Annotated in this window: 9 protein-coding genes; 3 read left to right on the top strand and 6 right to left on the bottom strand. The window is 53.6% G+C overall.

Going from position 1 to position 15,792, the window contains the following annotated elements:
* Window positions 1-7: 7 nt before the first annotated feature.
* Window positions 8-1,075, top strand: a complete 1,068-nt coding sequence (gene glpQ / locus AC22LX_RS08005; RefSeq protein WP_045391411.1) for a glycerophosphodiester phosphodiesterase — start codon at window positions 8-10, stop codon at window positions 1,073-1,075.
* Window positions 1,076-1,169: 94 nt separating this feature from the next.
* Here glpQ and yfaE read toward each other — a convergent pair whose 3' ends face one another.
* From yfaE to ubiG, 4 genes are all read right to left on the bottom strand, one after another.
* Window positions 1,170-1,424 (bottom strand): class I ribonucleotide reductase maintenance protein YfaE, encoded by a 255-nt coding sequence (gene yfaE / locus AC22LX_RS08000; RefSeq protein ID WP_045391409.1) that lies wholly within the window; start codon window positions 1,422-1,424, stop codon window positions 1,170-1,172.
* Entirely contained in the window at window positions 1,424-2,554 is a 1,131-nt protein-coding gene (gene nrdB, locus AC22LX_RS07995) for a class Ia ribonucleoside-diphosphate reductase subunit beta (protein WP_015365618.1), read from the bottom strand. Before nrdB ends, yfaE begins: the two co-directional genes overlap by 1 nt.
* Window positions 2,555-2,654: 100 nt before the next feature.
* On the bottom strand, window positions 2,655-4,940 hold the full coding sequence (gene nrdA / locus AC22LX_RS07990) for a class 1a ribonucleoside-diphosphate reductase subunit alpha (RefSeq protein WP_015365619.1): 2,286 nt from the start codon (window positions 4,938-4,940) through the stop codon (window positions 2,655-2,657).
* 346 nt (window positions 4,941-5,286) lie between these two features.
* Window positions 5,287-6,015: a bifunctional 2-polyprenyl-6-hydroxyphenol methylase/3-demethylubiquinol 3-O-methyltransferase UbiG gene (gene ubiG, locus AC22LX_RS07985; RefSeq protein ID WP_045391407.1), complete on the bottom strand. Its 729-nt coding sequence runs from the start codon at window positions 6,013-6,015 to the stop codon at window positions 5,287-5,289.
* A gap of 146 nt (window positions 6,016-6,161) precedes the next feature.
* On the opposite strand from ubiG, the gene gyrA reads away from it, so the two are divergent.
* Entirely contained in the window at window positions 6,162-8,795 is a 2,634-nt protein-coding gene (gene gyrA, locus AC22LX_RS07980) for a DNA topoisomerase (ATP-hydrolyzing) subunit A (protein WP_045391405.1), read from the top strand.
* 131 nt (window positions 8,796-8,926) lie between these two features.
* Window positions 8,927-11,779, top strand: coding sequence for a two-component system sensor histidine kinase RcsC (gene rcsC, locus AC22LX_RS07975; RefSeq protein ID WP_049061095.1), 2,853 nt, complete (start codon window positions 8,927-8,929; stop codon window positions 11,777-11,779).
* A 112-nt stretch (window positions 11,780-11,891) separates the two neighbouring features.
* Here the strand turns inward: rcsC and rcsB are convergent, their stop codons facing one another.
* Both rcsB and rcsD read right to left on the bottom strand, forming a co-directional pair.
* On the bottom strand, window positions 11,892-12,542 hold the full coding sequence (gene rcsB, locus AC22LX_RS07970) for a response regulator transcription factor RcsB (protein ID WP_015365624.1): 651 nt from the start codon (window positions 12,540-12,542) through the stop codon (window positions 11,892-11,894).
* A 16-nt stretch (window positions 12,543-12,558) separates the two neighbouring features.
* Window positions 12,559-15,219 (bottom strand): phosphotransferase RcsD, encoded by a 2,661-nt coding sequence (gene rcsD, locus AC22LX_RS07965; RefSeq protein WP_045391401.1) that lies wholly within the window; start codon window positions 15,217-15,219, stop codon window positions 12,559-12,561.
* Between the last annotated feature and the right edge of the window lie 573 nt (window positions 15,220-15,792).

Raw genomic sequence — 15,792 nt, 5'->3', positions numbered from 1 at the left:
AGCGGCGATGAAAATGAAACTTACCGCGCTAATGAGCGGAATGATTTTGGCCAGTTCGGCGCTGTGCTTCAGCGCCGTCGCGGCAGAGAAGATTGTCATCGCCCACCGCGGCGCCAGCGGGTATCTGCCGGAACATACCCTGCCGGCGAAAGCGATGGCTTACGCTCAGGGGGCGGATTACCTTGAGCAAGACCTGGTGATGACCAAAGACGACCGGCTGGTGGTGTTGCATGACCACTATCTCGATCGGGTAACTGACGTAGCGCAGCGTTTCCCGCAGCGGGCGCGTAAAGATGGTCGTTTTTACGCTATTGACTTTACCCTGGCCGAGATTAAGTCGCTGAAGTTCACCGAAGGTTTTGAGCCGAAAGATGGTAAAAACGTGCAAACCTATCCCGGGCGTTTCCCGATGGGTAAATCCGATTTCCGTATTCATACCTTTGAAGAAGAGATTGAGTTTGTACAGGGGCTAAACCATTCGACGGGTAAAAATATCGGTATCTACCCGGAAATCAAAGCGCCGTGGTTCCACCATCAGGAAGGCAAAGATATTGCCGCCAGCACGCTGAAAGTGCTGAAGGAATATGGCTACACCAGCAAGCAGGATAAGGTTTATCTGCAGTGCTTTGACGCCAACGAGCTCAAACGCATTAAGAATGAGCTGGAGCCGAAGATGGGGATGGATCTCAATCTGGTGCAGCTCATCGCCTATACCGACTGGAATGAAACGCAGCAGAAACAGGCCGATGGTAAATGGGTGAACTACAGCTATGACTGGATGTTCAAGCCGGGGGCGATGGCGCAGATTGCGCAGTACGCCGACGGTATTGGTCCGGATTACCATATGCTGGTAGCGGAAGGCTCGAAGCCGGGCGCGGTGAAGCTGACGGCGATGGTAAAAGAGGCGCACGCCAGCCATCTGCAGGTGCATCCGTATACCGTGCGCGCGGATCAGTTGCCGGAGTACGCCACTAACGTTAATCAACTCTATGACGTGCTGTATAACCAGGCGGGCGTCGACGGCTTGTTTACCGATTTCCCGGATAAAGCGGTGCAGTTCCTGGACGCGAAATAAAACAAAAGGGCCGTAAGGCCCTTTTTTATGTTTTCCCCCTCTCCCTGTGGGAGAGGGCCGGGGTGAGGGCATCAGGCCGCACACATCGACAACACTACATCTCGATCTCAATATCGCCTTTCGCCCGGCAGCAGCAGGGCAAAATTTCTCCCGGCTGGATAAACGCCAGCGGTTCGGTCAGCCAGTCAACCTGACCTGACACCAGACGCGTGCGGCAGGAACCGCAATAGCCTTCGCGGCACTGATACTCCACGTCGATGTTATGCGATTCAAGCGCGGCCAACAGGGAAGTATGTTCATCCTGACACTCAAGGCGAGTGTCAGAAATCCTCAAGAAAATCCGCTTCATTACAGCTGGAAGTTGCTCAGATCGTCAGCGTCGACTTCAGAATCGATCTGGCCGACGAGATAAGAGCTGACTTCCACTTCCTGCGGCGCGACCTGAACGTTGTCGGAAACCAGCCAGGTGTTGATCCATGGGATCGGGTTGGAGCGGGTCTGGAACGGTAGATCGAGGCCCACCGCCTGCATGCGGATATTGGTGATGTACTCGACGTACTGGCAGAGAATATCTTTGTTCAGACCGATCATCGAGCCGTCGCGGAACAGATAGTCCGCCCACTCTTTTTCCTGCTGCGCCGCCAGCACGAACAGGTCATAGCACTCCTGTTTGCACTCTTCGGCGATTTCCGCCATTTCCGGATCGTCGCTGCCGGAGCGCAGCAGGTTCAGCATATGCTGAGTGCCGGTCAGGTGCAGCGCTTCATCACGGGCGATCAGGCGAATAATCTTGGCGTTGCCTTCCATCAGCTTGCGTTCGGCAAAGGCGAAGGAGCAGGCGAAGCTAACGTAGAAGCGGATCGCTTCCAGCGCGTTGACGCTCATCAGGCACAGATACAGTTTCTTTTTCAGCTCGCGCAGATTCACGGTCACGGTTTTGCCGTTGACGGTGTGGGTGCCTTCGCCCAGCAAATGCCAGTAGCTGGTCATTTCGATCAGCGAATCGTAATAGTGAGAGATGCCTTCCGCGCGTTTCTGGATCTGCTCATTGGTCACGATATCGTCGAACACCGTCGCCGGATCGTTGACGATGTTGCGAATAATATGGGTGTAAGAGCGCGAGTGGATCGTCTCGGAAAAGGCCCAGGTTTCCACCCAGGTTTCCAGTTCCGGGATGGAAATCAGCGGCAGCAGCGCGACGTTCGGGCTACGGCCCTGGATGGAGTCGAGCAACGTCTGATATTTCAGGTTGCTGATGAAAATATGCTTTTCATGTTCCGGCAGCGCCTGATAGTCGATGCGATCGCGCGAAACGTCGACTTCTTCCGGGCGCCAGAAGAAGGAGAGCTGCTTTTCAATCAGCTTTTCAAAGATGTCATATTTTTGCTGATCGTAGCGGGCCACGTTAACCGGCTGGCCAAAAAACATCGGCTCAAGCAGTTGATTGTTTTTCGTCTGTGAAAAAGTGGTGTATGCCATGAGTGGGTCCTGTTGAGATTGTATCGCCCGGCAACACTGCGTTTGCCGGGCCTACAAAACCGTAGGCCGGGTAGGCATCGCGCCACCCGGCAAAAATACCTTAGATCTTACATGCGCCGCTTTCGCAGCCGTCGTCCTGAATTGACGGCGCCAGGTCATCCTGGGCGTCTTCCGCGCCATCACGGGTGTTGTGATAGTACAGCGTTTTCACGCCGAATTTATAGGCGTTGAGCAGGTCTTTCAGCAACTGCTGCATCGGCACTTTTCCGGACGGGAAACGCGTCGGGTCGTAGTTGGTGTTGGCGGAAATCGACTGATCGATAAACTTCTGCATGATGCCGACCAGCTGCAGATAGCCGTCGTTATTCGGCATTTCCCACAGCAGTTCGTAGGCGTTCTGCAGATTTTCGTAATCCGGAACGACCTGGCGCAGGATCCCGTCTTTCGACGCTTTGATGCTCACGTGGCCGCGCGGCGGCTCAATGCCGTTGGTGGCGTTGGAGATCTGCGAAGAGGTCTCAGACGGCATCAATGCGGAGAGCGTGGAGTTACGCAGGCCGTGGGTTTTGATGGATTCGCGCAGCTGCTCCCAGTCGAAATGCAGGGATTCGCTCACGATCGCATCCAGGTCTTTCTTGTAGGTATCGATCGGCAGAATACCCTGCGCGTAGGTGGTTTCGTTGAACCACGGGCAGGCGCCTTGTTCGATAGCCAGTTCGTTGGAGGCCTTCAGCAGATAATACTGAATAGCTTCGAACGTTTTGTGCGTCAGATTGTTGGCGCTGCCGTCGGAGTAGCGTTTGCCATGTTTCGCCAGATAGTAAGCGAAGTTGATAACGCCGATGCCCAGCGTACGACGACCCATCGCGCCGCGTTTGGCCGCCGGGATTGGGTAATCCTGATAATCCAGCAACGCATCCAGCGCGCGCACCGCCAGCACCGCCAGATCTTCCAGCTCATCGAGGCTATCGATGGCGCCAAGGTTGAACGCCGACAGCGTGCACAGCGCGATTTCGCCGTTTTCGTCGTTCACATCGTCCAGCGGTTTGGTCGGCAGGGCGATTTCCAGGCACAGGTTAGACTGGCGCACCGGCGCGACAACCGGGTCGAACGGGCTGTGGGTGTTGCAGTGGTCAACGTTCTGAATATAGATACGGCCGGTGGAGGCGCGTTCCTGCATCATCAGCGAGAACAGCTCAACGGCTTTAATACGCTGTTTGCGGATGCTGTCGTCTTTTTCGTATTTAGTGTACAGACGTTCGAACTCGTCCTGATCGGCGAAGAACGCATCGTACAGGCCAGGAACGTCGGACGGGCTGAACAGGGTGATGTCCTCGCCTTTCAGCAGGCGGGTGTACATCAGCTTGTTGATCTGCACGCCGTAGTCCATGTGGCGAACGCGGTTGGCGTCGGTGCCGCGGTTGTTTTTCAACACCAGCAGGCTTTCGACTTCCAGATGCCACATCGGATAGAAGAGGGTGGCCGCGCCGCCGCGAACGCCGCCCTGCGAGCAGGATTTCACCGCGGTCTGGAAGTGCTTATAGAACGGGATGCAGCCGGTGTGGAAAGCTTCGCCGCCGCGGATCGGGCTACCCAGCGCGCGAATGCGGCCGGCGTTGATACCGATACCGGCGCGCTGGGAAACGTATTTCACAATCGCGCTGGAGGTGGCGTTGATCGAATCCAGGCTATCGCCGCACTCGATCAGCACGCAGGAGCTGAACTGACGAGTAGGGGTACGCACGCCGGACATGATCGGCGTCGGCAGCGAAATTTTAAAGGTGGACACCGCGTCATAGAAACGCTTGATGTAGTCCAGACGGGTCTCACGCGGATAGTTAGAGAACAGGCAAGCCGCGACCAGAATATAGAGGAACTGGGCGCTTTCATAGATTTCGCCGCTGACGCGGTTCTGCACCAGGTATTTACCTTCCAGCTGCTTAACGGCGGCATAGGAGAAGTTCATATCGCGCCAGTGGTCGATAAAACCGTCCATCTGCTGGAACTCTTCTTCCGTGTAGTCTTCCAGCAGATGATGATCGTATTTACCTTTTTCGACCATGTTCACCACATGGGTGTACAGCGCCGGCGGTTCAAACTGGCCAAACGCTTTTTTGCGCAGGTGGAAAATCGCCAGTCGCGCGGCGAGGTACTGGTAGTCCGGCGCATCGCGGGAGATCAGGTCCGCTGCGGCCTTAATAATGGTCTCGTGGATGTCGGCGGTTTTGATGCCGTCATAGAACTGAATATGCGAACGCAGTTCTACCTGAGAAATCGAAACGTTATTCAGTCCTTCTGCCGCCCAATCTAGTACGCGATGGATTTTGTCGAGATTGATACGCTCGGTGCTACCGTCGCGCTTTGTCACCAGCAGACTCTGATTCATGTGGTTTTTACCTGTCCGTGAGAAAAAATATCCCCCCATTTATCCACAGCAAGTCGTTGTGACTAACTCTGTGGATAAATACTATATGTAGGGGGTTGTCGATAAAAAGAACGCTATATGGTGAGTTATTTTAGTAAGGATTCTTTTGAGTACAAGGGTTGATTTTGACGTTAATTTGAGGTTGCGCAGGCGTAATAATCGCTAAGTCCACGCCGTATAAGGCCTGGAGAAGAAGTCAATAAAACAGAAAAAAAAATCAAAATTTGATCGAGTGCTGATTTCTTCGTCGGAAGGGAAAATTGCGCAGCTTGATGCCGCGCAATCATCATCATAAAAACGTATGACGTTATGCTTTTTTCGCCGTTGTATGCAACATATAGTTAACATCAACCCCCGGCGCCAGCTTGAAGGTATTAGTGAGCGGATTGTAATGCAGGCCGGTAATGTGCTGCTCTTTCAGAGAAGTCTGATCGATCCAGCCGATGAGCTCCGCCGGCTTGATGAACTTCTTAACGTCATGCGTACCTTTTGGCACCATTTTCATCACGTATTCCGCGCCGACCACGGCCATCAGCCAGGCTTTGCCGTTGCGGTTAATGGTCGAGAAGAAGACCTGGCCGCCGGGCTTCACCAGCCGCGCGCAGGCATGCACGACCGACTGTGGATCAGGGACGTGCTCGAGCATCTCCATACAGGTGACGACGTCGTACTGTTGGGCGTGCTTCGCCGCGTGCTCTTCGACGGTCTCCTGCACATACTCCACCTGAACGCCGCTCTCCAGCGCGTGCAGTTTTGCGACCTGCAGCGGCTCGAAGCCCATATCCAGACCGGTGACCGTTGCACCTTCGCGCGCCATGCTTTCGGCGAGGATGCCGCCGCCGCAGCCGACATCAAGCACTTTTTTGCCGAACAGGCCGCCGGAGCGTTCGGCAATATAGCCAAGGCGCAACGGGTTGATGCGATGCAGCGGTTTGAACTCGCCTTCTAAATCCCACCAGCGCGAGGCGACGGCTTCAAATTTGGCGATTTCATTGTGATCAACGTTGGGGGCCACCGACGGTTTTTCGGCATTCATGGGCGCTTTTACTCCTTTTCTGTTCTGACCTGCGAGTATATCAGCAGACTGCCACGAATAAACCGTATTGCTTTACCTCTATTACGACGGCTGTGTTATAATTTGCGACCTTTGAATCCGGGACACAGTAGAGGGATAGCGGTTAGATGAGCGACCTTGCGAGAGAAATTACACCGGTCAACATTGAGGAAGAGCTGAAAAGCTCGTATCTGGATTATGCGATGTCGGTCATTGTTGGCCGTGCGCTGCCGGATGTCCGAGATGGCCTGAAGCCGGTACACCGTCGCGTACTATACGCCATGAACGTATTGGGCAATGACTGGAACAAAGCCTATAAAAAATCAGCCCGTGTCGTTGGCGACGTAATCGGTAAATACCACCCGCATGGTGATACCGCCGTTTATGACACCATCGTACGTATGGCGCAGCCGTTCTCCTTGCGTTATATGCTGGTCGATGGCCAGGGTAACTTTGGTTCTGTCGATGGCGACTCCGCCGCAGCGATGCGTTATACGGAAATCCGTATGTCGAAGATCGCTCATGAGCTGATGGCCGATCTCGAAAAAGAGACGGTTGATTTCGTCGACAACTATGACGGCACGGAGAAAATCCCTGACGTCATGCCGACAAAAATCCCTAACCTGCTGGTGAACGGTTCTTCCGGTATCGCCGTAGGTATGGCGACCAACATTCCGCCGCATAACCTGACGGAAGTTATCAACGGCTGCCTGGCGTACGTTGATAACGAAGACATCAGCATTGAAGGGCTGATGGAACACATTCCGGGCCCGGACTTCCCGACCGCCGCTATCATTAACGGCCGTCGCGGTATTGAAGAGGCCTATCGTACCGGTCGCGGTAAAGTTTACATTCGCGCGCGCGCGGAAGTCGAAGCTGACGCGAAAACCGGTCGTGAAACCATCATCGTGCACGAAATTCCGTATCAGGTGAACAAAGCGCGCCTGATTGAGAAAATCGCCGAGCTGGTGAAAGAAAAACGCGTTGAAGGCATCAGCGCGCTGCGCGACGAATCTGACAAAGACGGTATGCGTATCGTTATCGAAGTGAAACGCGACGCGGTGGGTGAAGTGGTTCTTAACAACCTCTACTCCCAGACCCAACTGCAGGTTTCTTTCGGTATCAACATGGTTGCGCTGCACCACGGTCAGCCGAAGATCATGAACCTGAAAGACATCATTGCGGCGTTTGTTCGTCACCGCCGCGAGGTTGTCACTCGTCGTACTATTTTCGAACTGCGTAAAGCGCGCGACCGTGCGCATATCCTTGAAGCGCTGGCGATTGCGCTCGCTAACATCGATCCGATTATCGAATTGATTCGCCGCGCGCCGACGCCGGCGGAAGCAAAAGCGGGTTTAATCGCGCGTTCATGGGATCTGGGCAATGTCTCCGCGATGCTGGAGCGCGCCGGCGATAACGCCGCGCGTCCGGAGTGGCTGGAGCCAGAGTTCGGCGTGCGTGACGGCCAGTACTATCTGACCGAACAGCAGGCCCAGGCGATTCTGGATCTGCGTCTGCAGAAACTGACCGGTCTGGAGCATGAAAAACTGCTCGACGAGTACAAAGAGCTGCTGGATCAGATTGCCGAGCTGCTGCACATTCTGGGTAGCGCCGATCGTCTGATGGAAGTTATTCGCGAAGAGCTGGAGCTGGTTAAAGAACAGTTTGGCGATGCGCGTCGTACCGAAATCACCGCCAACAGCGCCGATATCAATATCGAAGACCTGATCAACCAGGAAGATGTTGTCGTGACCCTGTCGCACCAGGGCTATGTGAAATATCAGCCATTAACCGACTACGAAGCGCAGCGTCGTGGCGGTAAAGGCAAATCGGCAGCGCGTATTAAAGAAGAAGACTTTATCGACCGCCTGCTGGTGGCCAACACCCATGACACGATCCTCTGCTTCTCCAGCCGTGGTCGTTTGTACTGGATGAAGGTTTATCAGCTGCCGGAAGCCAGCCGCGGCGCGCGTGGTCGGCCGATCGTCAACCTGCTGCCGCTGGAAGCTGACGAGCGTATCACCGCTATCCTGCCGGTTCGCGAGTACGAAGAGGGCGTTAACGTCTTTATGGCGACCGCCAGCGGTACCGTGAAGAAAACGGCATTGACCGAGTTCAGCCGTCCGCGTTCTGCCGGTATCATTGCCGTCAATCTGAACGAAGGCGACGAACTGATCGGCGTCGATCTGACTTCTGGCCAGGACGAAGTGATGCTGTTCTCCGCCGCTGGTAAAGTGGTGCGCTTTAAAGAAGACGCCGTTCGCGCGATGGGCCGTACCGCAACCGGCGTACGCGGTATCAAGCTGGCAGGCGAAGATAGCGTAGTGTCGCTGATCATTCCTCGCGGCGAAGGCGCTATCCTGACCGTGACGCAAAACGGTTACGGCAAGCGTACTGCGGCAGCAGAGTATCCGACCAAGTCACGTGCGACGCAGGGCGTTATCTCTATTAAGGTCACCGAACGTAACGGTTCCGTGGTCGGCGCCGTGCAGGTCGATGATTGCGACCAGATCATGATGATCACCGATGCGGGTACCCTGGTGCGTACTCGCGTTTCTGAAGTGAGCATCGTGGGTCGTAATACTCAGGGCGTGATTCTGATCCGTACCGCGGAAGATGAAAATGTTGTTGGCCTGCAGCGCGTGGCTGAACCGGTTGACGACGAAGAACTGGATGCCATCGACGGCAGCGTAGCGGAAGGCGATGATGATATCGCGCCGGAAAACGATGCTGACGACGACATCGCCGAAGACGAAGAGTAATCGTCGCAGGTAAATGTTCTGAAAGGGCCGGGTATTATCCCGGCCCTTTTTGCATTAACATTGCGACAAAGCCCATTTACCGCTACTTTAACCCCATTCTGTTGAGCCCCTGACGACCGAGCATTGCCCCATTGAAATATCTTGCCTCGTTTCATACGACCTTAAAGGTTTCTCGTTACCTGTTCAGAGCGCTGGCGGTTCTGCTATGGATGCTGATTGCTTTTGTCTCCGTGTTTTATATCGTTAATGCGCTGCATGAACGGGAATCGGAAATTCGTCAGGAACTGAATCTTAACGCCGACCAGGCGCAGCGATATATCCAGCGGACTGCGGATGTCATTAAAGAGCTGAAGTACGTCGCAGGCAATCGTGCGGCGACCGGGAGCGAGGGCAGCGCGGCGCTGGCCAACAGCGGCAATATCACTATCCCCAATTTTGAACCGCTGTATCCGGATTCCGACTGCAGCGCAATGAGCGGCGCCTGGCGCAATTCGCTGCAATCGCTGGCGTGGTTCATGCGCTACTGGCGCGATAATTTCTCCGCCGCCTACGACCTGAACCGTATCTTTTTAATTGGCAGCGACAACCTCTGTATGGCTAACTTCGGCCTGCGCGATATGCCGCTGGAGCGCGATCAGGCGCTGAAGGTGTTGCATCAACGTATCGAACAATATCGCGATGCGCCGCAAAACGAGCGCGGCAATAACCTGTTCTGGATTAGCCAGGGCGTGCGTCCGGGCGTCGGCTATTTCTATGCCCTGACGCCAATCTATATGGCTAACCGCCTGCAGGCGATGCTCGGCGTCGAGCAGACTATCCGCATGGAGAGCTTCTTTACGCCAGGCAGCCTGCCGATGAGCGTGACGATCCTCGATGATAACGGCCAGCAGCTCATTTCCCTTGCCGGGCCGGATAACAGTATTAAACCGGAAACCCGCTGGATGCAGGAGCGGATGTGGTTTGGCTACAGCTCTGGTTTCCGCGAACTGGTGCTGAAAAAGAGCCTGCTGCCGTCATCGCTGAGTATTGTCTATTCGGTTTCCGTCGATCAGGTGCTCGAGCGCATCAGGATGCTGATCCTCAACGCTATCGTGCTGAATATCCTGACTGGCGCGATCCTGTTCGCGCTGGCGCGCATGTATGAACGGCGGATATTTATTCCGGCGGAAAACGACGCCCAGCGTCTGGAAGAGCATGAGCAGTTCAACCGTAAAATCGTCGCCTCCGCGCCGGTAGGGATCTGTATTCTGCGTACCCAGGACGGCACTAACATACTGAGTAACGAACTGGCGCATAACTATCTGAATATGCTGACTCACGAAGACCGCCAGCGGCTCACGCAGATTATCTGCGGCCAGCAGGTCAACTTCGTCGACGTGTTAACCAGCAACAACACCAACCTGCAGATTAGCTTTGTACACTCGCGCTATCGTAATGAAAACGTCGCGATATGCGTGCTGGTGGATGTTTCCGCCCGTGTGAAAATGGAAGAGTCGCTGCAGGAGATGGCCCAGGCGGCGGAACAGGCCAGCCAGTCGAAATCGATGTTCCTCGCCACCGTTAGCCACGAGTTGCGTACGCCGCTGTACGGCATTATTGGCAACCTCGATCTGCTGCAGACCAAAGCGTTGCCGAAGGGAGTCGATCGGCTGGTGACGGCGATGAATAACTCCTCCAGCCTGCTCTTGAAGATTATCAGCGATATTCTCGACTTCTCGAAGATTGAGTCAGAGCAGCTAAAAATCGAACCGCGAGAGTTCTCGCCGCGCGAGGTCATGAATCATATTTCGGCGAACTATTTACCGCTGGTGGTGCGCAAACAGCTGGGGCTGTACTGTTTCATCGAGCCGGATGTCCCGCAAACGATGATCGGCGACCCGATGCGTCTGCAGCAGGTTATTTCCAACCTGCTGAGTAACGCCATTAAATTTACCGATACCGGCTGTATCGTGTTGCACGTCCAGCGCGCCGGCGACTATCTGCAAATTAGCGTACGTGACACCGGCGAGGGGATCCCGGCGAAAGAGGTTGTGCGCCTGTTCGACCCGTTCTTCCAGGTCGGTACCGGAGTACAGCGTAATTTCCAGGGCACCGGCTTGGGGCTGGCTATCTGTGAAAAACTTATCAGCATGATGGATGGCGACATTGCCGTGGAAACTGAACCCGGCATGGGAAGCCGTTTCACTATTCGTATTCCGCTATACGGCATGCAGCCGATGCCGCCGCTGCTGGCCGATCGGCACAGCAACAGCACCTGTTGGCTGGCGATTCATAACACGTCACTGGCGCTTTTTGTCGAATCGCTGCTGCAATATCATGGCCTGACGGTACGTCAATTTGCTGGTCAGACGCCGGCTGCCGACGATATTTTATTAACCGATGATGAAGGCTATGAGGGTTGGCCGGGAAGCGCTGCGGTGATCTTCTGCCGCCGCCATATCGGCATTCCTGTTGAGCGCGCGCCGGGAGAGTGGCTACATAGCGTTACCACGCCGCATGAGCTCCTGCCATTACTGGGGCGTCTGCTGCATCTGGCGCTGGCGGCGGAAGAGAATGGTCCGGCGCTATCGGCCCATGACGCGCCAACGGCCAGCAATGACGACATGATGATTCTGGTGGTCGACGATCATCCGATTAACCGCCGCCTGTTGGCCGATCAGCTTGGCTCGCTGGGTTATCAATGCGTAACGGCCAATGATGGCATCGATGCGCTTAACGTCCTCAGTAAACAGCATATTGATATTGTTCTCAGCGATGTGAACATGCCCAATATGGATGGTTACCGTCTGACGCAGCGGATCCGTCAGCTGGAGATGACGTTACCGGTTATTGGCGTGACGGCTAACGCGCTGGCGGAAGAAAAACAGCGTTGTCTGGAATCGGGAATGGATAGCTGCCTGTCAAAACCGGTGACGCTGGATATCCTTAAGCACACGCTGGCCACCTATGCCGCACAGGTACGTAAAGCCAGAAAAACAAGCTGAGGCCGCACGGAATGGTGCTGAGAGCTCCCCGGCGCGCGATGCTCTCCGGGGTGGGAATAAAGTTTCAGAATGGCCCGGAAACGGCGGCTGGCCGCCATCCGGGAAAAGTGAATTACTCTTTATCCGTTGAGGTAAGAGAAACGGAAGAGAGGTAGTTCAGCAGTGCGATATCATTTTCGACACCCAGCTTCATCATTGCCGATTTCTTCTGGCTACTGATGGTTTTAATGCTGCGGTTCAGCTTTTTGGCGATCTCGGTGACCAGGAAGCCTTCAGCGAACAAACGCAGAACTTCACTCTCTTTCGGCGACAGGCGTTTGTCGCCATAACCGCCGGCGCTGATTTTTTCCAGCAGGCGGGAGACGCTTTCCGGAGTAAACTTTTTGCCTTTCTGCAGCGCGGCCAGCGCTTTCGGCAGATCGGTCGGCGCACCCTGCTTCAGTACGATCCCTTCAATATCGAGATCCAGTACTGCGCTGAGGATAGCCGGGTTGTTGTTCATGGTCAGAACGATAATCGACAGTTCAGGAAAATGGCGTTTGATGTATTTGATCAGGGTGATCCCATCGCCATATTTGTCGCCAGGCATCGACAAGTCGGTAATCAGGACGTGCGCGTCAAGTTTAGGAAGATTGTTAATCAGAGCTGTGGAATCTTCAAATTCGCCAACAACATTCACCCACTCGATCTGCTCAAGTGACTTACGAATGCCGAACAGTACGATCGGATGGTCATCGGCAATAATTACGTTCATATTGTTCATGTATTAGGCTACCTTGCTACAGCAAGCTCTTGACGTAACCGTCAATGTCGCTGATGTATTTTTCTATACCTTGAGCATCTCTTTCATGAATCAGATGCTCAAGCGCTTCACATAACTGCTTGCCGGGTATCAGATTAAGCATCGCAAACGCCCCTTTGAGGCGGTGAGCGGTCTGCGCCAGCGCAGCGAAATCGCTGATGGTTAATTCAGTATACAATCTCTGAACATCATCCGGAACAGTGTCGGCAAACAGCGCGTAATAACCGCTGGCATGGAGTTCAGCATTCCCTTCATTTCCAGTGGAGGCGGGCTGAATCTCTTCTTGCGCCAGCTGCTGCTCAATCAGCTGCAGGATAGCTTCCTGCATGGCAGTGCTGATATTAAAATTGACGCTCAACTGACCAGGGCCAATTTTGCGTATCCCAACCTCATCATCGCTTAAAAGCAAGCCTGAAGCAGTAAGATTAGACGGATTATCAGTTAAAAAGAGATCGTACTCTTGACTTGAGAGTCTTTCGTCCGGGGTGATGCAGCTCGCGCCCCAGCTCTCTAACTGGCGCGTCACGATGCGGCGTACTTCATTGGCGGTAATGTCAATCATTACGACTACATCGTCCAACAGGTGTTCGCCGGAGTCGCTCTCTTCCTCGCTTGCCGCCATTTTAAGGTGTAGCGAGTAGCGGGTGCCGAGCGATTCTCGCGCCTTAATATTAAGCTGCCCGCCAAGCTTGCGGGTTAAACGGTCGCATAACCAGAAGGTGAGGGCATTGGCCTTGCCGTACTGGTCGGCTTGCGTCTCGTTAAGGAACGGGAAGTGCATATTATCGATTTCATTAGCGCTTACGCCGTTGCCGGTATCAAGGATACGGAAAGTCAGCCGATCGTCGGCAGATTCATCTTTGCTCACCTCAAGGGTGATTTTACCGATAGAGGTAGTGGTGATCGCGTACTGAATCAGCAGTAATAGCGTGCGGCGCAGCGCGTCGCGATCGCCGTAGCGCTGCTCGTTGGCCGGCAGCGCGTTATTGATTAACAGCTGGAGTCCCTTGCGTTTTACCATTGGTAGGACTTCAGGAACTACTTCATCTATTAAGCCCTGAATGGAGAATAAGCCGGGTGTGGTTTTCCAGGCGTCGCTTTCCAGTAAGTTCGCCAACTGAATCTCATCGACCAGATGAACCAGTTCATCCGCGCGCTGCGCCAGTTTACGGCTCTCATTAATGCCGATGGCCGCCGCTTCATGCGCCAGCGCCTGCGCCGGTTCTTTCAGCGCGGCGCCGATGTTCTGCATAAAGGCGATACGCCCCTGCTGATTTTTTTCATACAGACGCTGGGCCTGTTTGAGCTTTTTGTTCACCAGTACTTCTCTGTCCTGGTCGCGAATAATCAGGATCTGCGTACGCGGAGCAACCTGGCTACGGTACTGGCGGATTTCATAAAGTTCATTATTGATCGTCGCCTGAATGACCCCTTGATGCTGATCGGCCATGTTGGTGATGTTCTGCAGGTTCAGATGAGGCAACAGATGATCGGCGATCGGGTTGCTGATAATAGTGCGATTGGCTTCCTGATCGTGCACCAACAGGCCCAGCGGCAGCAAAGAGACAATCTCTTCATTAATTGCGCGCTGAGCGCGAAGCTCGCTGTTGGCGGCGGTGGGTGCCGCGCTAACGCTGCCAGTATTACGGCGACCGCTATAGTGACGGAATGTGGTAAAGCCAAACAGGGTTAATGCCAGCAGACCAATGGTGAGCAGCAGCGGCAGTAAAATATTCTGCAGGGATTCCATCAGCAAAGTGCTGAACGGCACGACCCACACCAGCCGCATGCCGGTGGTATTGATGGCGGTAGTTATCTCAATACGCAGGCCATTGAAGCTGACGCTAACGTTATCAACGGCTTCTTTATCAGGGCTGTTGGCGGCATTCTGTGCCGGATCTGCCTCCAGACGGAAGCTATCCAACGACATGCTCGGGGGGATGAGGTCGTTAATCGGTAAATCGAAGGCCACCACCGTTGCCAGGTGGCCCGGTTGGTTAAAGGTGGTACGCAGCGTGAAGTAGTGGCCATTTTGCCAGGTCAAATGGCGCAGCGAAGAAAAGGTTTCCCGTTCGTCCAGCGTATTTGCCTGCAGCAGCATTTCGGCGCGGCGGGATTCCACCACGCTGCTAATCGTCGATTCTTTAAAACTCGAAGACAGATCTTTCAGCGGCAGGGTAGAGACCAGAATCAAGCTGTTATCCAGCCCGTTCAGATAATACATCGACCAGGGGATGGTTTCCGCGCCCCATAGAATATCGAGGTAATTAGAAATTTTCTGCGTCATCTCAAGCGTCGAGCTGTCATGAGATCCGAAAATCAGCGCCTCGGTTTTGCGCCGAGGCTTTTCCAGATAGTAGACATCCTGCTTTAGCCGGGTTTCCTGCAGCCCATCGCTTGAAGTACTGGAACTGGTGGCTGCGATATTGTCGTAAATCTGCCAGGTGGCGTAACGCCAGGTATCGATGCGTTTGTGCAACGCGTGGCTGATATCAACCACCTGGTAACTTCTGTCTTTTAGCCACGTATTGACCGAGCTTTGGATCATCACGCCCATCGTCGCGAGCAAGACGATAACCATCAAAATGAAGAAGCGGGTGATGTTGCCTGGGATCAGGGAGAATTTTTTTTGGGTCATCGCGTAGCAGAGCTGCTCAGTAGTGTTTGTAAACAAGATGTTGCGCCATAGTGACGGGCAGCACAACGAATACTGGCTGGAAGTATAAAGGCTAAAACGGGAAATCCATACAACAGATTGACGCTGAGGGATCTTTTAATGCTGAGATTTGTCTCAAAACCATAGCGACCACGAATATGTACAGTGGAATTGATCTTGTACAATTAACTGGCATTTGTTGCAGGTAAATAGCACGAAAAAACAAGAAATTGGCGAAATAGGCTAACTTTCATTCGGAATTGATTGATTAATAGTCGTTATTTTTTTATGCGATAGCACAGCATAATTAAAGATACGTAAAGAAGGGTAAAAAAAACCGGATGCGAGGCATCCGGTTGAAATAGGGGTAAACAGACATTCAGAACTGAATGACGGTAATAAATAAAGTTAATGATGATAGCGAGGATTATTTTAGTCTTCGGGGAAGATTTTGTTTTACCATTCAGTGCTATACATTTACATGCTTTCAATAATTTGATTTTAAAGATAAATATTATTTTTTTGATTTTTGATGCTTATTTTGGCGACCATTAT

This window comes from Klebsiella sp. PK01 (genome assembly GCF_057624675.1).
Note: the sequence above shows the minus strand (reverse complement) of the source record. Positions and strands in the feature narration are given on the sequence as shown.

Bases quoted from the DNA above. Each gene is read 5' to 3' on its own strand.
- glpQ (WP_045391411.1), top strand. From the start codon at position 8: ATGAAAATGAAACTTACCGCGCTAATGAGCGGAATGATTTTGGCCAGT.
- yfaE (WP_045391409.1), bottom strand. From the start codon at position 1,424: ATGAAGCGGATTTTCTTGAGGATTTCTGACACTCGCCTTGAGTGTCAG.
- nrdB (WP_015365618.1), bottom strand. From the start codon at position 2,554: ATGGCATACACCACTTTTTCACAGACGAAAAACAATCAACTGCTTGAG.
- nrdA (WP_015365619.1), bottom strand. From the start codon at position 4,940: ATGAATCAGAGTCTGCTGGTGACAAAGCGCGACGGTAGCACCGAGCGT.
- ubiG (WP_045391407.1), bottom strand. From the start codon at position 6,015: ATGAATGCCGAAAAACCGTCGGTGGCCCCCAACGTTGATCACAATGAA.
- gyrA (WP_045391405.1), top strand. From the start codon at position 6,162: ATGAGCGACCTTGCGAGAGAAATTACACCGGTCAACATTGAGGAAGAG.
- rcsB (WP_015365624.1), bottom strand. From the start codon at position 12,542: ATGAACAATATGAACGTAATTATTGCCGATGACCATCCGATCGTACTG.
- rcsD (WP_045391401.1), bottom strand. From the start codon at position 15,219: ATGACCCAAAAAAAATTCTCCCTGATCCCAGGCAACATCACCCGCTTC.